Annotated in this window: 18 protein-coding genes, 1 tRNA gene and 1 pseudogene; 7 read left to right on the top strand and 13 right to left on the bottom strand. The window is 63.8% G+C overall.

Going from position 1 to position 20,895, the window contains the following annotated elements:
* Window positions 1–103: 103 nt before the first annotated feature.
* Together AC0L2D_RS11740 and AC0L2D_RS11735 are read left to right on the top strand one after the other, a co-directional pair.
* The gene (locus AC0L2D_RS11740; protein ID WP_127371143.1) at window positions 104–1,030 is read left to right on the top strand and encodes a DUF1003 domain-containing protein; all 927 of its coding nucleotides are present in this window, start codon (window positions 104–106) and stop codon (window positions 1,028–1,030) included.
* Between the two features lie 131 nt (window positions 1,031–1,161).
* A tRNA-Arg gene (locus tag AC0L2D_RS11735) sits at window positions 1,162–1,238 on the top strand.
* Between the two features lie 52 nt (window positions 1,239–1,290).
* On the opposite strand, the pseudogene AC0L2D_RS11730 reads toward AC0L2D_RS11735, so the two are convergent.
* The 3 genes and pseudogenes from AC0L2D_RS11730 to AC0L2D_RS11720 all read right to left on the bottom strand — a co-directional run.
* A pseudogene (locus AC0L2D_RS11730) lies at window positions 1,291–1,404 on the bottom strand (DUF899 family protein); the annotation flags it as partial.
* Between the two features lie 198 nt (window positions 1,405–1,602).
* Window positions 1,603–1,995, bottom strand: a complete 393-nt coding sequence (locus tag AC0L2D_RS11725; protein ID WP_013528384.1) for an MAPEG family protein — start codon at window positions 1,993–1,995, stop codon at window positions 1,603–1,605.
* A 1,010-nt stretch (window positions 1,996–3,005) separates the two neighbouring features.
* Entirely contained in the window at window positions 3,006–4,124 is a 1,119-nt protein-coding gene (locus tag AC0L2D_RS11720) for a LacI family DNA-binding transcriptional regulator (protein WP_024502024.1), read from the bottom strand.
* 558 nt (window positions 4,125–4,682) lie between these two features.
* On the opposite strand from AC0L2D_RS11720, the gene AC0L2D_RS11715 reads away from it, so the two are divergent.
* The 3 genes from AC0L2D_RS11715 to AC0L2D_RS11705 all read left to right on the top strand — a co-directional run bounded on the left by AC0L2D_RS11715 (window position 4,683) and on the right by AC0L2D_RS11705 (window position 8,409).
* A complete protein-coding gene (locus AC0L2D_RS11715) occupies window positions 4,683–5,645 on the top strand; it encodes a sugar-binding protein (RefSeq protein ID WP_013528381.1) in 963 nt (320 codons plus the stop codon).
* A 172-nt stretch (window positions 5,646–5,817) separates the two neighbouring features.
* The gene (locus AC0L2D_RS11710; RefSeq protein ID WP_081714222.1) at window positions 5,818–7,362 is read left to right on the top strand and encodes a sugar ABC transporter ATP-binding protein; all 1,545 of its coding nucleotides are present in this window, start codon (window positions 5,818–5,820) and stop codon (window positions 7,360–7,362) included.
* Window positions 7,363–7,413: 51 nt separating this feature from the next.
* Window positions 7,414–8,409 carry an ABC transporter permease gene (locus AC0L2D_RS11705; RefSeq protein WP_027161057.1) on the top strand — a complete coding sequence of 332 codons (996 nt, stop codon included), beginning with the start codon at window positions 7,414–7,416 and terminating at the stop codon, window positions 8,407–8,409.
* A 5-nt stretch (window positions 8,410–8,414) separates the two neighbouring features.
* Here AC0L2D_RS11705 and phnN read toward each other — a convergent pair whose 3' ends face one another.
* From phnN to AC0L2D_RS11660, 9 genes are all read right to left on the bottom strand, one after another.
* Window positions 8,415–9,044: a phosphonate metabolism protein/1,5-bisphosphokinase (PRPP-forming) PhnN gene (gene phnN, locus AC0L2D_RS11700; RefSeq protein ID WP_473541093.1), complete on the bottom strand. Its 630-nt coding sequence runs from the start codon at window positions 9,042–9,044 to the stop codon at window positions 8,415–8,417.
* Window positions 9,041–10,192, bottom strand: a complete 1,152-nt coding sequence (locus AC0L2D_RS11695) for an alpha-D-ribose 1-methylphosphonate 5-triphosphate diphosphatase (protein ID WP_473541091.1) — start codon at window positions 10,190–10,192, stop codon at window positions 9,041–9,043. Before AC0L2D_RS11695 ends, phnN begins: the two co-directional genes overlap by 4 nt.
* A 13-nt stretch (window positions 10,193–10,205) precedes the next feature.
* Window positions 10,206–10,913, bottom strand: coding sequence for a DUF1045 domain-containing protein (locus AC0L2D_RS11690; RefSeq protein WP_013528376.1), 708 nt, complete (start codon window positions 10,911–10,913; stop codon window positions 10,206–10,208).
* A 153-nt stretch (window positions 10,914–11,066) separates the two neighbouring features.
* The gene (gene iolB, locus AC0L2D_RS11685; protein WP_275953237.1) at window positions 11,067–11,879 is read right to left on the bottom strand and encodes a 5-deoxy-glucuronate isomerase; all 813 of its coding nucleotides are present in this window, start codon (window positions 11,877–11,879) and stop codon (window positions 11,067–11,069) included.
* Between the two features lie 150 nt (window positions 11,880–12,029).
* Entirely contained in the window at window positions 12,030–12,248 is a 219-nt protein-coding gene (locus AC0L2D_RS11680) for a hypothetical protein (protein WP_027161053.1), read from the bottom strand.
* A gap of 58 nt (window positions 12,249–12,306) precedes the next feature.
* On the bottom strand, window positions 12,307–13,224 hold the full coding sequence (gene iolE, locus AC0L2D_RS11675; RefSeq protein WP_473541090.1) for a myo-inosose-2 dehydratase: 918 nt from the start codon (window positions 13,222–13,224) through the stop codon (window positions 12,307–12,309).
* A 114-nt stretch (window positions 13,225–13,338) separates the two neighbouring features.
* Complete coding sequence (gene iolD / locus AC0L2D_RS11670; RefSeq protein WP_064993025.1) at window positions 13,339–15,189, bottom strand: 3D-(3,5/4)-trihydroxycyclohexane-1,2-dione acylhydrolase (decyclizing); 1,851 nt, start codon at window positions 15,187–15,189, stop codon at window positions 13,339–13,341.
* A 34-nt stretch (window positions 15,190–15,223) separates the two neighbouring features.
* On the bottom strand, window positions 15,224–17,158 hold the full coding sequence (locus AC0L2D_RS11665; protein ID WP_473541089.1) for a bifunctional 5-dehydro-2-deoxygluconokinase/5-dehydro-2-deoxyphosphogluconate aldolase: 1,935 nt from the start codon (window positions 17,156–17,158) through the stop codon (window positions 15,224–15,226).
* A 141-nt stretch (window positions 17,159–17,299) separates the two neighbouring features.
* Entirely contained in the window at window positions 17,300–18,145 is an 846-nt protein-coding gene (locus AC0L2D_RS11660; RefSeq protein ID WP_024502014.1) for a MurR/RpiR family transcriptional regulator, read from the bottom strand.
* A 155-nt stretch (window positions 18,146–18,300) separates the two neighbouring features.
* Between AC0L2D_RS11660 and AC0L2D_RS11655 the strand changes: the two genes are divergently transcribed.
* Complete coding sequence (locus tag AC0L2D_RS11655) at window positions 18,301–19,410, top strand: Gfo/Idh/MocA family protein (protein ID WP_127367483.1); 1,110 nt, start codon at window positions 18,301–18,303, stop codon at window positions 19,408–19,410.
* Window positions 19,411–19,421: 11 nt separating this feature from the next.
* Here the strand turns inward: AC0L2D_RS11655 and AC0L2D_RS11650 are convergent, their stop codons facing one another.
* Entirely contained in the window at window positions 19,422–20,123 is a 702-nt protein-coding gene (locus tag AC0L2D_RS11650; protein ID WP_127370704.1) for a helix-turn-helix transcriptional regulator, read from the bottom strand.
* A gap of 129 nt (window positions 20,124–20,252) precedes the next feature.
* Between AC0L2D_RS11650 and AC0L2D_RS11645 the strand changes: the two genes are divergently transcribed.
* Window positions 20,253–20,888 carry a LysE family translocator gene (locus tag AC0L2D_RS11645; protein WP_027161048.1) on the top strand — a complete coding sequence of 212 codons (636 nt, stop codon included), beginning with the start codon at window positions 20,253–20,255 and terminating at the stop codon, window positions 20,886–20,888.
* The last annotated feature ends 7 nt before the right edge of the window (window positions 20,889–20,895 follow it).

The following is a 20,895-nucleotide window of genomic DNA, read 5'->3' as shown; positions in this document are numbered from 1 at the left end:
TCTCCGATCAAAAACACTTGTCCGGCCTGCGAAATCCGTGCCCGGCGCTGGCTATGCGCCGCCACCTCTGTCTATCGTCGCCCAGCACCCTCAGGAGCCCACCATGAGCACCGTCCCCAAAACGCCCGAACAGGCGGCAGACAATCAGAACGATGACGGCGGCGAGTATTTCGAGGCGCCGATCGTCGGTGAGCTGGAGGCCGATCCGGTATCGGACGAACACTTCGACACGCCCGAAGTGCCGGACTCCGACCCCGCTGGTCCAGGCGCCCACCGTGGCAAGCCGAAGAAAAAGCCGTCGGCGATATCGGGCCGCAAATTCCGCAAGCGCGATCTGGTGCGCATCGACACGCTGCGCCCGAGCCTCGCTGACCGCATCCGCTCGGACCATCCCGACCTGCCGGCGGGCGCCCGCATCAGCCGCGCCGAGCTCGGCCGCTACCGCATGCGCTACATGGAGGAGTTGCTGCAGCAGGAGCACGGCGAATTCTCCGAGCTCGACCGTCAGGTGGTCGAATCGATCGCCAGGCAGGACACGATTTCCGAAAACTCGGAAGAAGAATTCGAGGAGCACCGCACCTTCGCCGACCGCGTCTCCGACAACATGGCGGCCTTCGGCGGCAGCTGGTGGTTCCTGATCTCGTTCGGCAGCGTGCTTCTGGTGTGGATCGGCATCAATCTGGTCGCCGGCATGAGCGCCGCTTTCGATCCCTATCCCTTCATCCTGCTCAACCTGCTGCTCTCCTGCATTGCCGCCATCCAGGCGCCGATCATCATGATGAGCCAGCGGCGGCAGGAGTCCAAGGACCGCCTGCGCTCCTTCAACGACTACCGCGTCAACCTCAAGGCCGAGCTCGAAGTGCGCCATCTGCACGAAAAGCTCGACTACCTCATCTCGCGCCAATGGACGCGCCTGGCCGAAATGCAGCAGATGCAGCTGGACGCGATGCACGAACTGGCGGGCGCTAAGAAGCCGAAGCGGGCGGTGCGTGGAAGGCGGACGGTGAAGGCGGGGGCGGAAACCTCATAGGCCGCAGCCCGGACGCATCGAGCCAAGTCGCTACGCCAATCTCCAATTGCCCGTTGAAGCCCGCCCCGGCTTCCGCTAAGAAGCCGTGACTTGCCGGTTCACCGGCTGGTTCGTTTTCCGGATTCCGGAAAGCACCCGTAGCTCAGCTGGATAGAGCGCTGCCCTCCGAAGGCAGAGGTCACAGGTTCGAATCCTGTCGGGTGCGCCAATTATTTCTGGGACCGTTTCGGGGCACTGCGTTTGTCGTGGGCAGCTTTGCGGTCGAGCAGGCTCACGCGGCCCTTCAGCCCTTCAAAGGCATAATTCTTCTCAACCGCCAGCCAGGGCAACCGCCAGCGTTCGGCGGCGAGGGTGTCGCGAGCCCGCGAATGGGCCACCTGCGTCGTGAAGAAGGTGCACCCCTCATTGCTCGGCTGCCGGCCAGCCGTCGAACCACATGTAATAGTAGGCGATGAGCATTTGGCGCCCCTCGAACGCGTCCAGCAATGTTACCGACCCGACACCGACCGGAGTGGGTGCACCCTATCTCCACTTATGAGGTACCGTGCCGTTCTCCCGCGGCTGGGGAGCGCCTAGAGCATCAGATAGATGATCCGGCCCAGAGCGCCAAAAAGCAGCGCGAAAGCTGCAATCGACTGGACGAAGAAGCCGGGATAGCGCTTCAAGGGCGCGGTGCGATACCCTACGAAATATGCAATCCGACCTATCATCCAGAGCAGCCCAAGGCCGGAAGCCCACGCGGCATTCCAGTAGATCGCGAACAGCCACATCGACGGCATAAAGATAGGAAACCATTCCACCGCGTTGGCATGTGCCCGGATGGTTCGTTCAAGGAGCGGGTCGCCGGTCATTGCGGGCGCCAGTATGCCAGTCTTCTTATGGGTTCTCGCGACCGTCACCGCCATTCCGAATATCATCAAGCTACAAAACAGCGTCACGAGAGCTACCGGGTAAAGCCGTTCCATGTTTGCCTCCTCTCATGGTCGGGACAGTAGGCAAGCAAAGGTTATCGGCAAGGGCAAGGCGCAGGCAGATCTTTCCTGACAGCCAGCGCCAATAAGAGCCGGGTTTGTCAGTTACATAATTGCCCTTTTTGTTAATCATCCGAAAACGATGGGCAAGTTGGAATGCCATCAGCGTCCCTTCCGTGGAGGCGGTGACGGCCATCGACATACCGCCGTGACCGGCCTGCTGCCGAAAGGTGGCGGCATTTTGTTGCGCGATTGACACGCTGCCCGGCGGAAGGCAAAGAGTGACACATTATTGGCAAAGGGGAATGTCGATGAAGAAAATCTATCAGAAGCCCGTTTTCACGAAGCGTGAGCGACTGTCGTCAGTGACGGCTTCGCCCAGCTCATCCGGGATTATCGATTAACCAAGAGAGTTACAGTTTTGGAAAGCCCGCTGCCGAAAGGTGGCGGGCTTTTTGCTTTCTCCAGGAAACGACAGCCGATTCCGCAAGTCGGCACCGCCAACGTCAATTTCAAGTTCGGCAGACGCAACTGCCTGTGGGACCGCGTGCAGGGCACGTTAGCGGACCAGTGCCGAAGGCCTGAAGAAAGACAAAGCGGAATGGTTCAAGCCCGGCCTTGTCGGACGGGTGCGAAGAAATGCATCGCCATGCGAAGCTGCTGGACTGCCCGGAGGAGAAGTAATGCCCGTGGTAAAAAGGCCCCCTGAAGCGCGAGAACAGGCTCTGTACTCGCGATCTAGACCATCAGGCTTAATTGCTGGATTCCTGTTGTGCCGGTAGCGTAATCGGGCTGGGGTGTCCAGCACTGGCCGGCACGGCGTGTCCAACCCCAAATTCGCAACCGTGCCGGTCTGTTGCACCAATGGGAATGAATGTCTCGGGCTTCGACCTTGACCCCCTTCCGCGCAAGAATTGTCTGCATTGCCGCCATCAGCTCTTCGTCCCACTGGTCAGGTTTCCCTAACGGTCGAAGGTAAGCCAGCGCGGGCCCGCCGAGTCGCGTTACCCTACCACTCCCCGCACACTCTCCCGCTCCACCAGCGGGCACTCCAGCTTCGTGATCGGGTACCGCCCGCGCCCAGGCGCCGCCGGCGCTTCCAGCTGTTCGATCGCCCATTGGCCCATCGCCATGTGCGGCAGGATCGAGGTCGTCAGCGGCGGGAACAGATGCCTGGCGATTTCCTCGTCGTCGTAGCCGACCACGGAAATATCTTGCGGAATGTGCAGGCCGGCTTCCTTCAGCGCTTCGTAGCAGCCGATCGCGGTGCGGTCGTTCTGACAGAAGATGGCGGTGGGCTTGTCCCTGAGTGCCAGCAGCTTGACGGTGGCGGCATAGCCGGCGCTGGCCGACCAGTCGCCCTCGACCACCAGCTCGGGATCGAACGGAATGTCGGCCGTGGCGAGCGCGCGGCGGTAGCCCTTCAGCCGGTCCTGTGCCGCCTGCATCCACGGCTCGCCGGTGATGGTGGCGATGCGGCGGTGGCCGTGGCTGATCAAATGGCGGGTCGAGCTCTGGCCGCCGGCGATCTCGCTCGGCACCACGGCAGGGAAGGCGTAGTCCGCCGTGTAGCAGTTGAGCAGGATCACCGGGATGTCGAGGCCGTAGAGATAGTCGGGCGCCGTGATCTCGCGGGTGAAGATGGTCATGTAGATCAGCGCCGAAATGCCCCGCTTGGTCAGCGCTGAAATGGCGCGCGGCTCCATGACGGAATCGCCCAGCGTCTGCGCCACCAGAAGCACGTTGCCGGCATTCCACGAGGCCTGGCGCGCGCCCTCGATGGCGACCACGGCTTCGGGGCTGGTGGCGAGCTGGTCGACGGCAAAGCCGATCACCCCGTCCAGCCCTTCGAAGGCGGGCCCCTCGAAGGCAGGCAATGCCGGGTGAAGCGCCTCGAAAGCGGGCGCGGTGTAGCCAAGCGTCCGTGCGGCCTCGATCACCCGTTCGCGGGTCTGCTGCGACAGCTTGATCCCTGGCGAATTGTTGAGCACGAAGGACACGGTCGCCTGCGAGCAGCCAGCGGCCCTGGCGATATCGATCATGGTGACGCGGCCCTTGGCGCCCTTGGCGGGCGCCTTGCGCCGCCTCGCCGTGTCGCTGGCCCGATCCGTCGTCTCGCTCATGGCAAATCCCAGTCTGGCTGGCCGGTCAGGCCGGCAAGGTGGCGTGACGCCGTCGATTTATCGGAATAACGTCAAGCTCGTTTATAACTATTAGTATGCCGGAGGTCCATCCGCCACGCATCTCCATACAAGCGAAAGCTCAATTAACAAAAGGCCTGGGCGGCTGCCCAGCGGTGAGGGCGGCACGCCGGCGGGCACACCGCGAAACCGCTGGCATTGGCTCGGAACTAATACTGTTTACTAATACAAAAATGCGCTGTACCGTCAATCGTCGCATCCGGCCGGTCACGTCCGGGGCGACGGGAGAGTACGAAAAATGGCCCGGTGGCGAGCGGATCCTATCTCCGCAAGCCTTGTCTCGGATATGTGATATGTCAGACAAATCGGACTATTTACGAATGAAGGATGAGTCTCTAAGGTCGCTGTCGTGGCTGGAACGACGCCATTCTTTCGGTGCCGGGAACCCCTTTGAGGAGGAGGGCGTCCACGCTGCAAACGGCAAATCAGGTCAGTGCAAGATCGGCCGGTCCAACGACTGAGCCAAACGGGAGGTTGAACATGAAATCCTTGATACGCAATGCATCCGTAGCCGCGACCGCGCTGCTGCTTGGCCTGTCGGCCACGGCAATCGCGCGCGCCGACGACAAGCCGACGCTGGCCTTCGTGGTCAACGGCGCTTCCGATTTCTGGAAGGCCGCCGAAGCCGGCGTCAAGAAGGCGCAGGGCGAACTGCCCGACTACACGCTCGAGCTCAAATATCCCGAACAGTCCTCGGTCGCCATCCAGCAGCGGCTGATGGACGATCTGGTGACGGCCGGCGTCAAGGGCATCATGGTCTCGGCCGTCGATCCCAAGACCTCGACCGATGGGTTGAATAAGATCGCCTCGGAAACCGCGCTGTTCACCACCGACTCGGACGCGCCGCAGACCAAGCGCGTCGCCTATATCGGCTCGTCCAACGTCGATGCCGGCAAGCAGGCGGCCGAAATCGCCAAGAAGGCGATGCCCAATGGCGGCAAGTGCCTCGGCTTCGTCGGCCTGCTCGGCGCCGACAATGCCAAGGAGCGCATCCAGGGCATGAAGGACGGCCTGGCCGGCACCAAGATCGAGCTGATCGACGTGCGCGGCGACGACATCGACCAGGCGCGCGCCAAGAAGAACGTCGAGGACGCGCTGGTCGCCAGCCCCGACGTCACCTGCATGGTCGGCTTCTACTCCTACAACACGCCGCGCATCTATGAAGCGCTGCGCGATGCCGGCAAGCTCGGCTCGATCACCGTCGTCGGCTTCGATGACGATCCGATCACGCTGGGCGGCGTCAAGGAAGGCACCATTGCCGCCACCGTCGTGCAGCAGCCCTTCGAATGGGCCTATCAGGGCATGAAACTGATGGCTGCCTATCTCAAGGGCGACAAGTCGGGCATCCCGGAAGGCAACCTCATCATCATCCCGACCAAGATCATCGGCAAGGATGACGTCGACGCCTACGCCGCCAATCTGAAGGCGATGGCCGGAAACTAAGACTTGAAGCAGTTCAGCCGGCTCAACGTCGCTTGGGCCGGCTGCTCGCATTGACGAACACCGCGAGGATCGTCAGTCTGCCAAAAGCCAAGAGCATGATCCCGAAAAGTGGAAGCCGGTTCTCGGAAAAGATCATGCTCAGAAATTGGCCCGCCAATCGCTGTCAGGCATGATGAATTATTCCGACACATCCATTGCTGCATCCGTGACCGCCCCGTTCCTCAGCCTTGAGAACGTGCGCAAGACCTATCCGGGCGTCGTCGCGCTCGACGGCTTCTCCATGGAGGTCAGGCCGGGCGAGGTCATCGGCCTTGTCGGCGAAAACGGCGCCGGCAAATCGACGTTGATGAAGATCCTTGGCGGCGTCACCAGGCCCGACAGCGGCACGATCACCGTCGACGGCACCGCGCATGACAGGCTCTCCGTCGAAGCCAGCCTGGGATCGGGCATCGCCTTCGTCCACCAGGAACTCAACCTGTTCGAAAATCTGGACGTCGCCGCCAACATCTTCTTCGGCCGCGAGCCGTTGCGCGCCGGGCCGCTCAAGCTCGTCGACCGCGCCAAGCTGCGCACCATGGTGGCGCCGCTTTTGAAGCGCGTCGGCGCCAATTTTTCCGCCGACACGCCGGTCGCGACCCTGTCGCTGGCGCAGCAGCAGATGGTCGAGATCGCCAAGGCGCTGTCGATCGAGGCGCGGCTGGTCATCCTCGACGAGCCGACATCGAGCCTGCCGCTCGCCGAGACCGACAAATTGCTCGACGTCATCAAGGCGCTGAAGGCCGACGGCATCAGCGTCATCTTCATCTCGCACCGCCTGCACGAGGTCGAGCGCGTCGCCGACCGCGTCGTGGTGCTGCGCGACGGCATGCTGGCCGGCACTTTGCCGAAGAGCGATATCGGCCACGACCAGATGGTCAAGCTGATGATCGGCCGCATGCTGAAGGAGCGCGAGAAGGCCTCGGAAGCGGCGCGTGCGCCCGGCGCCGTAGCACTTGCGGCCAAGGCCATCCGCACCCCTGCCTATCCCGGCCGCCCGGTCGATCTCGACGTCAGGCGCGGCGAAATCCTCGGCCTCGCCGGTCTTGTCGGTTCCGGCCGCACCGAGCTGGCGCGGGTGTTCTTCGGCATCGATTCGAAGCTCGGCGGCGCGCTGGAACTCGACGGCAAGCCGCTTGCGCTGGCTTCCGCGGCCGACGCCGTCGCGCACGGCATCTTCCTGGTGCCGGAAGACCGCAAGCTGACCGGTATCCTGCTCGACCTGTCGATCGCTCAGAACATTTCGCTGCCCAATCTGCCCGCGCATGCGCGCCGCTCCCTGGTGTCCTCAAGCGCCGAGACCTCCACCGCCGAGAAGCAGAAGAAAGATCTCGGCATCAAGGCGCCTTCGGTGCAGACGCGCACCGGCACGCTGTCGGGCGGCAATCAGCAGAAGGTCGTGCTCGGCAAGTGGCTGGCCATGAACCCCAAGGTGATGATCCTCGACGAGCCGACGCGCGGCATCGACATCGGCGCCAAGGCGGAAATCTACGGCCTGATGCGCGCATTGGCCGATGCCGGCGTCGCCGTGCTGATGATCTCGTCGGACATGGAAGAGGTGATCGGCGTGTCCGACCGCATCGCCGTCATGCATGAGGGCCAGATCTCCGGCATTCTCGACAAGGACCGGTTCAGCCAGGAAAACGTGCTGCTGCTGGCGGTGGGCAAGCAGCCGAAGTAGTTTTGCCGGGGTCGCGCAAGCGCGATCTGCTCAGGCATTGGGGAGACGACGATGAGCAAGAAAGATCTCGGCCTGCTGATCCTGATCCTGGTGGTCGGGGCGATCGTGGCGATCATCAATCCGCGCTTCCTGCTGCCGATCAACCTCGCCAACACCTCGAACCTGATCGGCCTGTTCGGCATCCTGTCGATCGGCCAGGCCTTCGTCATCATCACCGGCGGCATCGAATTGTCGGTCGGCTCGGTGGTCGCGCTGCTTGGAACGCTGTTCATCGACTTCATCGCCGTGCGCGAGGTGGGCTGGCCGCTGGCCTTCGTGCTGATCCTGTTCCTCGGCGCCATCATCGGCCTGGTGCATGGCTGGCTGATCACAAGGCTCAAGCTGCAGCCTTTCGTCGTCACTTTGTGCGGCCTGTTGATCTACCGCGGTGTCGCCCGCTTCTACACTGCCGACGGCACGGCGGGTTTTGCGTTCGGCCAGAATTTTCCCGAGCTCGAATTCCTCACCGCCGGCCGCTCCTATGGCGTGCCGAACAGTTTCATCGCGCTGATCGTTATTTCGATCGTCATGTGGGTGGTGCTGCACCGCTCGGTGTTCGGCCGCTATCTCTACGCCATCGGCAAGAACGAGGAGGCGGCGAAATATTCGGGCATCCGCACCGGCCGTGTCGTCATCGCCGCCTATGTCATCTGCGGCGTGTTGACGGCGCTGTCGGCGATCTATTTCGCCATGTACACGCGCTCGATCTCGCCGGCCAGCCACGGCCAGTTCTACGAGCTCTACGCCATCGCCGCCGCCGTGCTCGGCGGCTTCTCGCTGCGCGGCGGCGAAGGCTCGCTGATCGGCGTCATCCTCGGCACGGTGCTGCTGCAGGAGCTGCAGAATCTCGTCAACCTGCTCGGCATCCCGTCCTCGCTCAACTTCGCGGTGATGGGCGGCGTCATCCTCATCGGCGTGCTGGTCGACCAGCAATGGGGCGTGTTCCGGGAACGGCGGCTGATGGTCGACGCCACCCGCAAGGGCGTGGCGGGCCAGGCTGCGGAATAGCTAGCCTAGATCAGGCCCGACATGTCGGAAAAGGCCATCGCCTTGCGCAGCACCTCGGCGAAGCGTTCGCCGGCGGCTTCGCGCGGGCCGCTGTTGTCGATCGAGGTGACGCCGGGCCCGGACAGAGTGACATTGGCGCTGCGTGCCAGCCGCGCCAGCACTTCGCCGCGGGACTCCCGGCCGCGCATCGCCAGACGCTCGGCCAGCACTTCAGGCGAGGCAGTGATCTCGACGATGGCCAGGTTGGCATAGCGTTCGCGCAAGGAGGGGATGATCGCGCGCGACACATTGGCGACAGCGACACGGCCATTGGCGACAGACCAGTCGACATCGGCGGGGATGCCGTAGCGCAAGCCGTGTGCTTCCCAGGAAATGGCGAAGGCGCCATCGGCTTCGGCTTCGGCGAAGGCAGCGTCGGCCAGCGTGTCGTGATCCTCGCTTGCGGCATCGCTCGGCCTGGTGATGACCCGGCGGACGAACTCCAGCCGCGTTTCGTCGGCAAAATGGTTGCGGGCGTAGCCGATCACCGTGTCCTTGCCGGCGCCGCTTGGGCCGACGACGGCGACGAAAACGCCATCGCGGATCGGAAACGTCTCGGCCGAAAGTTCCCGCTCGATCAGTGCCGACACCATCATGCCACCCGGCGTCCCTGCCGCCAGACGGTGCGCACGACCGGAACATGGTCGTCGACGCGCACCCGCACCAGATCGGCGCGGCGGCCCTGCTCGATGACGCCGCGGTCGGTCAGGCCAACCGCATCGGCCGGGTTCTTCGAGACCATGGCGACGGCCTGCGGCAGGGAAATGCCTTCGACGACATCGCCGAGGAAGAACGCCGACTGGATCAGGCTGAAGGGAATGTAGTCGGACGACAGGATGTCGAGCAGGCCGTCGCTGGCCAGCGTACGGGCCGAGACATTGCCCGAATGCGAGGCGCCGCGCATAACGTTTGGCGCGCCCATCAGCACACCCATCCCGGCCCCTTTCGAGGCCCTGGCGGCCTCTTCCGTGGTCGGGAATTCGGCGACCCGCACGCCCTGCTCGATCGCTTCGTCGACATGGCCCGATGTGGCGTCGTCGTGGCTGGCCAGCACGATGCCGCGCTCCTGGCAGGCGGCGGCGATCACCGCCCGGTTCGGCGCCGAATTGCGCGCCGATTCGGCCATCCGCTTTTCGCAGAACACCTTGAAGTCGCGATCGGTCAGCTTCAGCTTGCGCTGGTAATAGTAGGCATAGGTTTCGAGATTGACGAACTGGCGCTGGCCTGGCGCATGATCCATCAGCGATGCCAGCTTAACCCGCTCGTCGCCGTCGAAATTGGCGAAAGCCCTGAGGCAGTCCGGAGCCGAAACCTCGCAGCGCAGGTGGATGAAATGGTCGGCGCGCAGACGGTCCTGCTTCACACTGTCCTCGATCGCGTCGGCCAGCTTGCGGATGTCGGCCGATGTCAGGTCGGCGTCTTCGTCCATGCCGACGCGCAAGGCGTCCAGCACGGTGGTGATGCCGGCGGTTGCCACCTGCGCGTCATGGGCGAGCACGGCGGCGATCGGATTCCAGCGCACCTTGGGCCGCGGCGCGTAATGGCCTTCGAGATGGTCGGTGTGCAACTCGACCAGCCCGGGAATAATATAGTCGCCGCCCATATCCTCGCCGGTGCGACTAGAACCAGAGCTTGCGCCGGCTTCGATGCCGACGATAAAGCCGTCGCGCAGCACCAGCGAACCTTCGACGATCTCGTCGGCAAGCACGATGCGGGCATTGTGGAGAACAGTCTCGGCGGTCATTTCAGGCAGTCCTTCAGGCGGTTTTTCTGGCCGGGCGGCGCCCGAGCGCGTGATGCGAGAGCACCATGAACGGCGCACCCGGTTCGGTTTCGACAAACAAGGTCAGCGCATCCACCAGCACCTTCTGTTGCAGCACTTCCGCGAACAGGCTGTCGATCGCTGCGCGCAAACGCGGGCTCTCCTGTGACCCCGCCCGGCCGGAGAGCGTCATGTGGAAGCGAAAGGTTTCGAAGACATAGGGGTAGCCCCATTGGCAGAGATTGCGGAACTCGGCCGGCTTCAGCGAATCCGGGCTGCGCCGCTCGATTTCCGCCTCGCTCAGCGGTGCGCGAAACCGGTCGAAGTCGCGCACCACGTCATCGGCGAACCGGTTGAGCGCAGGCACTGGCCCTTCCGGCACCAGTGCGAAGAAGCCGTCGATCTGGCTGACCACGAGACGGGGGATGGTCACCACCGGCGTCACCTCGGCAAAATGGTCGAGTGCGGCGCGCAGCGAGACTTCCGTCTCGTTGGCAGCCAGGCGGAACGGTGCTTTCAGCGTCGCATGGAAACCATAGCGGCGCGCCGAAGCGGTGTGGAAAGCGACTTCCGCCGCCGACAGGTCGGCCACCGCTTCGACCGGCCTCGTGGCGGCGCCAAACGGGTCGCGGCCCAGCCAGTCGGCGGCAATCCGCGCCAGTGGCTCGTCCTGCCGGGGAGTGAAATAGAGGGCGTAGCGCATGGAAAGTCCTTGTCAGCTTCGCTGCCATAGGTGATTTCCATGACGAATTGACGAAGCCTTGCTGGCTTTCAGGTAACAAAACGCTGCGGCGGGGTCATTAGCCGACGATTTTTTCGTGCTGGACCAGGGAGCGAGTGCTCACGCAGCGACCGATCAGGCCTTCATCAGCCATTCATGCTCGGGCGCATTGTGGAACTTCCACGTCCGCTTCGGTCCTGCCATGACGTTGAGATAATAGAGGTCGTAGCCATGGCAGGCGGCGCAGGGGTGATAACCCCTGGGTACCAGCACGACATCGCCATCCTCGATCGCCATTGCTTCGTCGAGCGCGCGATGACCGTTCTTGTCGGCGTCGGTGTAGACGCGCTGGAAGGCAAAGCCCTGCGGCGGGTTGAGGCGGTGATAGTAAGTTTCCTCGAGGTAGGATTCAGCGGGCAGATTGTCCTGGTCGTGCTTGTGCGGCGGATAGCTCGACGTATGCCCCCCGGGCGTGATGACCTCGACCACCAGCAGCGAATCGGCCGGCTTGCCCTCCGGCAATATGTTAGTGACATAGCGCGTGTTGGTGCCCTTGCCGCGCACCTCCTGGCCGAGATCGTCCGGTCCGATGACGCGAACCGGCAGGCCGCTGCCAAGACCCGGCGCCGAGCAGACCGCGAGCTCCAGCTCGGTGTCCGCGGTCACCGACCAGTCCGAACCCTCAGGCACGTAGACCGACCACGGCTTGCCCTCGAAGGGCGACATGCGCTCGCCGAGCAGGCCGAGATCCTTGCCGCCGGCTGAAGCCTTGCCCTTGCCGGTAACGAACACCAGGCAGACTTCGCGATCCTCCGTCTTGCCGGAGGCGCTCTCGCCCGGCTTCAGCCGATGCAGGTCGAAACCGACATAGGTCCAGCCGGCGCTTTTCGGCGTCACATGGGCGACGCGACCGTGGCCCTTGTCGGCTTTGACGAGCAGCTTCGACATTTTTGTCTCTCCTATCGCAAATCTTCGAGATCGGCCGAAGCCTCTCAACTTCGTCATCCTAGGGCCTAGCAGGAGCGAAGCTCCGTCGCGGAGACCCTAGGATGACGAAGTTAGAAGCACTGGAAGCTAACCGCCGACGCATGCGATCAGTCACTCCTTCGGCTCGGGCCCGACCGGAGGCCTCGCCTCGTCAGCAGGCTTGTAGAGATAAAAAAACTGCCAGACGGCGTAGCCGGCGAAGCCGAGCGCGATCATGCCCCAGAACGGCGTGCCGGTGGCGAACTCGATGATCGACCAGATGACGCAGACCGCGACGACGGCGACACGCCGCCACAAAGGCCGGAAGAAGGGGTGTTCGGAATCTTTCATCGGGCCAATCTACAGCAATCGGCCTCGCCGGGAACCCGTCGCACCAGCCATTGGGAGACTAGACATTTGGAAAGCCTTGCGTCTCGACCGTGTATCCGGCCGCCGTCATGACGCGCATCAATTCCTCGTGGCCCACTTGCGCCATCTTGAGCGGCGGGTTCTTCTTCGGGTCCTGCTCGGCCTCGACCACGAACCAGCCCTCATAGCCATGGTCGGCGAAGCGCTGCACGATGGCGCCGAAGTCCAGCGAACCGTCGCCCGGCACGGTGAAGGCGCCGAGCGCCACCGCGTCGAGGAAGGACTGCTTCGTGCGGTCGAGCTTTTCGATCACCCCCATGCGGACGTCCTTCACATGCACATGGCTGATCCGGGTATGGTGGTTGTCGATGGCGCGCAGCACGTCGCCGCCGGCGAATGCCAGATGGCCTGCATCGAGCAGCAGCGGAATGCCGGCTCCGGAATAGCGCATGAAGGCATCGAGTTCCGGCTCGGTCTCGACCACCGCCGCCATGTGGTGGTGGTAGGACAGCGGCATGCCTTGTTCGGCGCACCATTCGCCAAATTCGGTCAGGCGCTTCGCATAGGCTTTCATCTCGTCGTCCGACAGCTTCGGCTTGGTCGCCAGCGGCTTCGAGCGGTCGCCCTGGATCGAACGGCCAACCTCGCCATAGACGATGCAAGGCGCGTTCACCGCCTTGAACAGGTCGATCATCGGCTGGATGCGATCCTTGTTGTCGGCCATCTCCCCATCGACCAGCGTGCCCGAGAACCAGCCGCCGCACAGCGTGACGTCGGCGGCCTTCAGGATCGGCAGCATGATTTCGGGGTCATTGGGAAAACGCCGGCCCATCTCCATGCCGGTGAAGCCGGCCGAGCGCGACTGGCGCAGACATTCTTCCAGCGACACGTCATCGCTGAGCTCCGCAAGATCGTCGTTCCACCACGCAATGGGGGACATGCCCAGTTTGGCTTTCAAGTCGTCACTCCGGTCCTAAAACAGTTTCTTGCTCGTTGGCGCCGCCCCTCATCTGCCTGCCGGCATCTTCTCCCCGTGTAGAGACAGGGAGAAGGAGGAGCTTCGGCGCCTCTATCAATCGCCGATGGTCTGCATCTGCCGCTTTTCGTCATACGCCTTGCGCGCCGCGTTGACCTGCGGCCGCACTGACACTTCCGGCACCGCCACATCCCACCAGTGACCGCCGGCATCGGTGGAAACCAGCGGGTCGGTGTCGATGACGAGCACCGTGGTGCGCGTATTCTTCCTGGCTTGTGCCAGCGCGTTTTCCAGCCCGGCGATCGACGGCACTTTCTCGGCAATCGCCCCCATGCTCGCCGCATGCGCGGCGAAGTCGATGTCGGGCAGAACCTCGTGGCGCGAGTCCTTCAGCAGATTGTTGAAGTTGGCGCCGCCGGTCGCCATCTGCAGCCGGTTGATGCAGCCGTAACCGCGGTTGTCGAGCAGCACGATGGTCAGCTTGAGGCCGAGCATCACCGAGGTGGCGATCTCCGAATTCATCATCAGGTAGGAGCCGTCGCCGATCATGACGACGATCTCCTCGCCGGGCTTCGCCATCTTGGCGCCGAGCCCGCCGGCAATCTCATAGCCCATGGTCGAGAAGCCGTATTCGCCATGGTACGAGCCGGGCGCGCCCGCCTGCCAAAGCTTGTGCAATTCGCCCGGCAACCCGCCGGAGGCATTCAGCAGCGTCACACCGGAGCCCATGGCGCGCTGCACCGCGCCGATCACCTGCGCATCGGACGGATAGGCGGCATTGGTCGACGCCGTCACCTTGGCCGCCTCGACCGCCCAGGCCTTCTTGCCGGAGGACGCATTGTCGGTCCAGCTTGCCGGCGCCTCCCAACCCTTCAGCGCAGCACCGAGTTCCCCCAGGCCCTCGGCCGCATCGGCCACCAGTGGCAGGGCGCGGTGCTTGCCGGCATCGAAGGGCTGCACGTTGAGCCCGATGATGGTCTTGCCCGAATTCTTGAACAGCGCCCACGAACCGGTGGTGAAATCCTGCAGGCGCGTGCCGATGGCCAGCACGACATCGGCTTCCTCAGCCAGCCGGTTGGCGGCAGAAGTGCCGGTGACGCCGACCGCCGCCATGTTGAGCGGGTGGTCGTCCGGCAGCGAGGATTTGCCGCCTTGCGTCTCGCAGACAGGAATGCCGGCGCCCTCGGCGAATTTCGCCAGTTCGTCCGACGCCTGCGAATAGAGGACGCCACCGCCGGCGATCACCAACGGCTTTTTTGCACCCTTGAGCGCGGCGACCGCGGCCGCCAGTTCCTGGCGATCCGGGCGCGGCCGGCGCTGGTGCCAGACCCGCTCCGCGAAAAAACTCTCGGGATAGTCATAGGCCTCGGCCTGGACGTCCTGGCAGAGCGACAGCGTCACCGGGCCGCATTCGGCCGGATCGGTCAGCACGGCCATGGCGCGGCTCAGCGCAGGAATGATCTGCTCCGGCCGGGTGATGCGGTCGAAATAGCGCGAAACCGGACGGAAGCAGTCGTTGACCGTCGCCGTGCCGTCGGAAAAATCCTCGGCCTGCTGCAGCACCGGGTCGGGGATGCGGTTGGCGAAGACATCGCCTGGCAAAAACAGGACGGGCAACCTGTTTACATGGGCGAGCGCCGCCGCCGTCACCATGTTGAGCGCGCCGGGGCCGATCGAAGAGGTCGCGGCCATGAAGCGGCGGCGGAAATTGGCCTTGGCGTAGGCGATTGCCGCATGCGCCATCGCCTGTTCGTTGTGGGCGCGAAAGGTCGGCAGTTCGTCGCGCACCTGATAGAGCGCCTCGCCGATGCCGGCGACATTGCCGTGGCCGAAGATCGCCCAGACGCCGCCGAAGATCGGGACTTTGCTACCGTCGATCTCAGTCATCTGGCGCGACAGGAAGCGGGTCAGCGCCTGCGCCATCGTCAGGCGGATTGTCTTGCTCATGATGTTTTCCTCCGCAGTCCTGTTCCGCGCCTTCTTATGCCGCCTTGCGGCCGCGCGCGGCAAGCCACGCATCCGTCAACTGTTCGAAGCGCTGCGCCATGTCGGCGATCGCCTCGTCGTCCGACATCTTGCCGGCCAGCCATTGTTCGGCCGCATGGACGAAGATGGTGCGGCCGACGGCGAAGCCCTTGACGATGGGTGCCTTGGCGGTGGCGGCGAACGCCGCTTCCAGCTCGTCCTGCGGCGCTTCCAGGCCCAGCAGCACGACGCCGCGGCACCAGGGGTCGTGCTTCAGGATCACGGCCTCGATCTTCGCCCAGGCGCCGCTCGACGCCTGCGGCTCGAGCTTCCACCAGTCCGGCTTGATGCCGAGCGCATAGAGTTCCTCCAGCGCGCGTGGGACCGTCGTGTCGTCGAGCTTGCCATGCTTGCCGGCAATGATCTCGATGAGAAGCTCCCTGCCTACCTTCCGCGCGGCTTCGAACAGCGCGCGCAACTTCTGCTGCTGTTCGTCCTTGAGCGCGGCCGGATCGTCGGGATGATAGAAGCACAGGCATTTGATGCAATGGTCGACCGGCCACTCGGTGAGCTGCGAGCCGATGTCCTGCGAGAATTCGAAGCGCAGCGGCCGCGAACCCGGCAGCTCCACCGGCCGCCCGAGCCAGGCGAAGGAATGCCTGGCGAATTCGAACATCGCCTTGCGGCCGTGTTTCTCGTCGATCAGCATGCCGTAGCCGTCGCGGCCGGCGGCAACCTTCGCCGCCGCCTTGACCGCCAGCACCTTGAAATCCTGGATGCGTGCGGGATCGGCACCTGCCTTCCCCGCCACATCCTCGAGCTGCACACGGTGGTCGCAGGCGAGCGCCATCATCGAGGGAATGTCGCGCCGGCGCGTCGTTGCCCAATGGATGTGGTTGATCGCCTCGTCCTTGCGCAAGGCGAGATGCCTGCTGCCGTTCTTGAGGAAGAACCGCAGCTCCTCGAAGGTCGGATATTCCGGCGCGCAGAGCAGCCGCGAAACGGCGAAGGCGCCGCAGGCATTGGCCCAGGTCGCCGCCGTCGCATGGTCTTCGCCGCCCAGCCAGCCGCGCAGGAAGCCCGACATGAAGGCGTCGCCGGCGCCGAGCACATTGTAGATCTCGATCGGAAACCCCTTGCCGACGACGCCGTCCTCGAGATCGTCGCTGATCGGTCCGTCATAGACGATGCAGCCCATCGCGCCGCGCTTCAGGACGATGGTGGCGGACGACAGCGAGCGGATCGTCTTCAAGGCGCTCAGGCAATCATCGGCGCCCGACGCGATCATGATCTCTTCCTCGGTGCCGACGATGAGGTCGCAGTCGGGCAGCACCGTCTTCAGCTGGGCCGAGACGCGGTCCGATTTCACATAGCGCTCGAACCCTTCGGCATGGCCGGCGAGACCCCACAGGTTCGGCCGGTAGTCGATGTCGAACACCACCTTGCCGCCCTTGGCCTTCATGATGCGGATCGCCTTGCGCTGCGCGGCATCGCTGTTGGGCCTGGAAAAATGCGTGCCGGTGACGACGATCGAGCGCGCCGAGGCGATGAAGGCCTCATCGATGTCTTCCGGCGCCAGCGCCATGTCGGCGCAGTCCGAGCGATAGAAGATCATCGGCGAGACGCCTTCGTCCTCGACCGACAGCAGCACCAGCGCGGTCAGCCGTTCCTTGTCGGTCTTGAGCCCGTCGACATTGACGCCTTCACGCGTCAGCTGCTCGCGGATGAAGCGGCCCATCTGCTCGTCGCCGACGCGGGTGAGCAGCGCCGAGCGCAGGCCGAGCCTGGCGGTGCCGACCGAGATGTTGGCCGGGCAGCCGCCGACCGATTTGGCGAAGGAGGTGATGTCCTCCAGCCGCGAGCCGATCTGCTGGCCGTAAAGGTCGACGGAAGCGCGACCGATGGTGATCACGTCGAGCGGCGCGTATTCAGCGTCCACGGCTTCGCTCATTGGAACCTCCCGTCGGCCTTGTTGTGTTGGGGTACACGCGCGAGCGGCAGCGTGGCGCCGGGAATATGAAATAATAATTCCAATCCATAGTCAATATGGAATGAGCATTCCTTCGGTGAAAAGTACCTTTTCGGCGGTGGATCAGGCCTTGCGCTTGCGGCCCGTATCGCGCCGCTTCTCGCCGACGCCGACGGTCAGTGCCATGGCCAGCGCCATTGTCGCCGACAGTGAGCGGAAGCCGGCGAAATCGGCCTCGGCAACCTCGAACCAGACCTTGGCGAACTGGGCGAGCGGCGAAAACGAGCTGTCGGTGATGGCGACGATCGGCACGCCCTGTTCCGAAATGCTGCGCGCCTCCTCGATCGTGGCGGGCGCGTAGGGCGAGAAGGAGATGGCGATGACGGCATCCGCCGGCGTGGCGAAGCCGATCATCTCGGCATTCAGCCCGGCCGCCGATTCGATCAGCTGGTTGCGGATCTTCAGCTTGCCCAGTGCATAGGCGATGTAGGACGCCACCGGATAGGAGCGCCGCTTGGCCAGCACATAGATGGTTTCCGCCTTTGCCAGCAGGGAAATAGCGTCTTCCAGATGCGCTTCGTCCAGCGTGCGCGAGATATCGTTGAGCGAGGTCGAGGCGGCGGCGACGAAGCCGTCGAAGATCGCCCGGTGGCCGGCGCCTCCCTCAGCCTTGACGCGCAGCGCCTGCAGCCTTTCGTCATAGGATGAGTTGCGCTCGCGCAGCCGCTCGCGAAACACCTGCTGCAGGCTGGTGAAACCATCGAAGCCAAGCTGCTGGGCAAATCGGATCAGGGTCGAAGGCTGCACGCCCGCCGAAGCGGCGATGCTGGCGGCGGTGCCGAAGGCGATATCGTCGGGATTGTCGAGCGCATGGGCAGCGATCTGGGCGATGCGCTTCGGCAGGCTTTCGCGCCGCTCCAGGATGGTGGTGCGCAGCGTCTCGAAATCGCGAGGTACCCGTTCGTCCATCGTCGCTCTGTCCAGGCTCATGCGTGAAGCGTCCTCTGTGCCTCATCATAGCGAGCCTGCGCAAGAACACCATAAAAAATGAGGCAGACATTCCATTTCAGGAGAAAATGGACTAATTCATCCACGCAGCGCTTCAAGCAGTGGAGAAACGGAAAATGGTCGGCGTCGGTCTCATCGGTACGGGTTTCATGGGCAAGTGTCACGCCATCGCATGGAGTGCCGTCAGCGCTGTCTTTCCCGACGTGGCCAAGCCACGGCTGGTCCATCTCGGCGAGGTCAATGAAGAGCTTGCCCGGCGCAAGGCGGGCGAGTTCGGTTTCGCCAAGGCGTCGGGCGACTGGCGCGCCGTCGTCAACGATCCCGAAGTCGACATCGTCTCGCTGACCACGCCCAACCAGTTCCATCCGGAAATGGCCATCGCGGTTCTTCAGGCAGGCAAGCATCTGTGGTGCGAAAAGCCGATGGCGCCGAGCTTTGCCGAGGCCGAGGCGATGGCGGCTGCGGCGAAAAAGTCCGGCAAGGTCGCGGCGCTCGGCTACAACTACATCCAGAGCCCGGCCATCCGTCACATCGGCGCGCTGCTCGACGAGAAGATCATCGGCGAGGTCAACCATCTGCGCATCGAGATGGACGAGGACTTCATGGCCGACCCCGAAGCGCTGTTCTTCTGGAAGCACGAAGCAGCTTCCGGCTATGGCGCGCTCGACGATTTCGCCGTGCATCCGCTGTCTCTGGTCTCAGCCCTGTTCGGCCGCGTCGCCAGTGTCATCTGCGACATGGCCAAACCCTATGCCGATCGCAAGCTGGCCAGCGGCGGTCGTCGCGCGGTGGAGACCTACGACATCGCCAGCGTGCTGATGCATCTGGAAAACGGCATTGCCGGCACGCTGCTGGTCAACCGCTCGGCCTGGGGCCGCAAGGGCCGCATCGCCGTGCAGATCTTCGGCTCTAAAGGGTCGATCCTGTTCGACCAGGAACGATCGAACGAATTCCAGCTCTATCTCACATCAGACCGGCCGACCGAACAGGGCTACCGTACCATCCTGGTGGCGCCGCACCACAAGCCCTATGACCTCTTCGTGCCGGCGCCAGGCCATGGCCTCGGCTTCAACGATCTCAAGATCATCGAGTGCCACGAATTGCTGACGCGGCTTGAAGGCAAGCCGGCGCGGCTCATCGAGTTTGCCGAAGGGCTGGAGATCGAGCGCACGGTGCACGCGATGGCGCGCTCGTTCGAGGAAAAGCGCTGGGTGGACGTACGGTGATATAAGCCCGCTCAGACGACCGTGGCAGCGACGTTCGTCTCCCATCCATTCACCCAGACCTGCCGCAAGCGGTCGCCTTCGCCCTTGAAGCGTAACCCGGTCGCCTGGCAATCCGCGATCCGGTCGCTGCGGAAATTGCGGATCGCCTGGCGCAGCTCGCACCAGGCGACGATGTTGGCGGTTTCGGCGTAGTAGATGAGCGCGATCGGGCGGATGAGGCGCTCGGAGGCGCGGCCCATTTCGTCTCGATAGGAGAGGTCGAGCTTTTCCTCGTCGCGGATGGCGCGTCGCACCAGCGCAAGGTCGATCGCGCCGGTCGAAGGCGCGGCGAACCCCCACGCATGCAGCGCATTGGCGTCGAATACCTGGCGCAAGGGCGGCGGCACCGCGCCGGCGATCTTGGCGCTGACGCGCTTGGCCGCCTGCTTGAGCTCGCTGTCGCCGGTGCGCTCCAGCAGCGCCAGCGACAGGACGATCGCCTCCATCTCCTCGATCGAAAACATCAGCGGCGGCAGGTCGAAGCCGGGGCGCAGGATGTAGCCGATGCCGCGGCCCCCTTCGATAGGCACGCGCATCGCCTGCAGCGCTGCGATGTCGCGATAGATCGAGCGCACCGTCACTTCCAGCCGCTCGGCAATCGTCGCCGCCGTCACCGGCTGCCGCGCCAGCCGCAGGATCTGGATGATCTCGAACAGGCGCGACGCCTTGCGCATTTTTTTCGCCCGGTTTCCATCACAACTGACACACCATCGTCAGTTGGGCTGACCTATAGGAGCGCCTATCGAATTGAAAATCAACAGGTTCCGCTGCGGTTTGGCGGAGCGAGGCGGCAGGCAACTGACATGGGCTATGCGGAAAATCTCTGGCTTTTCTTTATCCTGCTGTTCGGCATCATCGCCGTTCCGGGCATGGACATGCTCTTCGTGCTTGCCAATGCACTGACCGGCGGCCGCGACCGAGGCCTTGCCGCGACCGGCGGCATCATGGTCGGCGGCATGGTGCACACGCTGAACGGCGCCATCGGCGTCGGCCTGCTGATGCATTTCGTGCCGATCCTGTTCAAGCCGCTGCTGCTTGCCGGCGCCGCCTACATGGCCTTCATAGGCATCACGCTGATGCGCAGTTCCATCATCGTCGGTCAGGAGGGGCCTGCCGGCAGCCGTTCCGCATGGAAGGCGTTTCGCCAGGGGTTTGTGACCTGCCTGATCAACCCGAAGGCATACCTGTTCGTGCTTGCCGTCTACCCGCAGTTCCTGAAACCGGACTACGGTCCGATCTGGATGCAGGCGACGGTCATGGGGCTGCTGACCGTGGTGACGCAGGCTGCGATCTATGGCGGGCTGGCTATCACGGCCGGCCGCAGCCGCAACCTTCTGATCGCCAATCCGCGGGCGACCATTTTTGCCGGCCGGGCGGCCGGACTGCTGCTCTTTGCCGTATCGGTGTTCACGGCATGGGAAGGATTAAGGGCGGCGTAATCCCGGT

The sequence above is a fragment of the Mesorhizobium sp. WSM4833 genome (assembly GCF_055811095.1).
This window is presented reverse-complemented; position numbering and strand designations above follow the sequence as displayed.

Bases quoted from the DNA above. Each gene is read 5' to 3' on its own strand.
- AC0L2D_RS11740 (WP_127371143.1), top strand. From the start codon at position 104: ATGAGCACCGTCCCCAAAACGCCCGAACAGGCGGCAGACAATCAGAAC.
- AC0L2D_RS11725 (WP_013528384.1), bottom strand. From the start codon at position 1,995: ATGGAACGGCTTTACCCGGTAGCTCTCGTGACGCTGTTTTGTAGCTTG.
- AC0L2D_RS11720 (WP_024502024.1), bottom strand. From the start codon at position 4,124: ATGAGCGAGACGACGGATCGGGCCAGCGACACGGCGAGGCGGCGCAAG.
- AC0L2D_RS11715 (WP_013528381.1), top strand. From the start codon at position 4,683: ATGAAATCCTTGATACGCAATGCATCCGTAGCCGCGACCGCGCTGCTG.
- AC0L2D_RS11710 (WP_081714222.1), top strand. From the start codon at position 5,818: ATGAATTATTCCGACACATCCATTGCTGCATCCGTGACCGCCCCGTTC.
- AC0L2D_RS11705 (WP_027161057.1), top strand. From the start codon at position 7,414: ATGAGCAAGAAAGATCTCGGCCTGCTGATCCTGATCCTGGTGGTCGGG.
- phnN (WP_473541093.1), bottom strand. From the start codon at position 9,044: ATGATGGTGTCGGCACTGATCGAGCGGGAACTTTCGGCCGAGACGTTT.
- AC0L2D_RS11695 (WP_473541091.1), bottom strand. From the start codon at position 10,192: ATGACCGCCGAGACTGTTCTCCACAATGCCCGCATCGTGCTTGCCGAC.
- AC0L2D_RS11690 (WP_013528376.1), bottom strand. From the start codon at position 10,913: ATGCGCTACGCCCTCTATTTCACTCCCCGGCAGGACGAGCCACTGGCG.
- iolB (WP_275953237.1), bottom strand. From the start codon at position 11,879: ATGTCGAAGCTGCTCGTCAAAGCCGACAAGGGCCACGGTCGCGTCGCC.
- AC0L2D_RS11680 (WP_027161053.1), bottom strand. From the start codon at position 12,248: ATGAAAGATTCCGAACACCCCTTCTTCCGGCCTTTGTGGCGGCGTGTC.
- iolD (WP_064993025.1), bottom strand. From the start codon at position 15,189: ATGAGCAAGACAATCCGCCTGACGATGGCGCAGGCGCTGACCCGCTTC.
- AC0L2D_RS11665 (WP_473541089.1), bottom strand. From the start codon at position 17,158: ATGAGCGAAGCCGTGGACGCTGAATACGCGCCGCTCGACGTGATCACC.
- AC0L2D_RS11660 (WP_024502014.1), bottom strand. From the start codon at position 18,145: ATGGACGAACGGGTACCTCGCGATTTCGAGACGCTGCGCACCACCATC.
- AC0L2D_RS11655 (WP_127367483.1), top strand. From the start codon at position 18,301: ATGGTCGGCGTCGGTCTCATCGGTACGGGTTTCATGGGCAAGTGTCAC.
- AC0L2D_RS11650 (WP_127370704.1), bottom strand. From the start codon at position 20,123: ATGCGCAAGGCGTCGCGCCTGTTCGAGATCATCCAGATCCTGCGGCTG.
- AC0L2D_RS11645 (WP_027161048.1), top strand. From the start codon at position 20,253: ATGGGCTATGCGGAAAATCTCTGGCTTTTCTTTATCCTGCTGTTCGGC.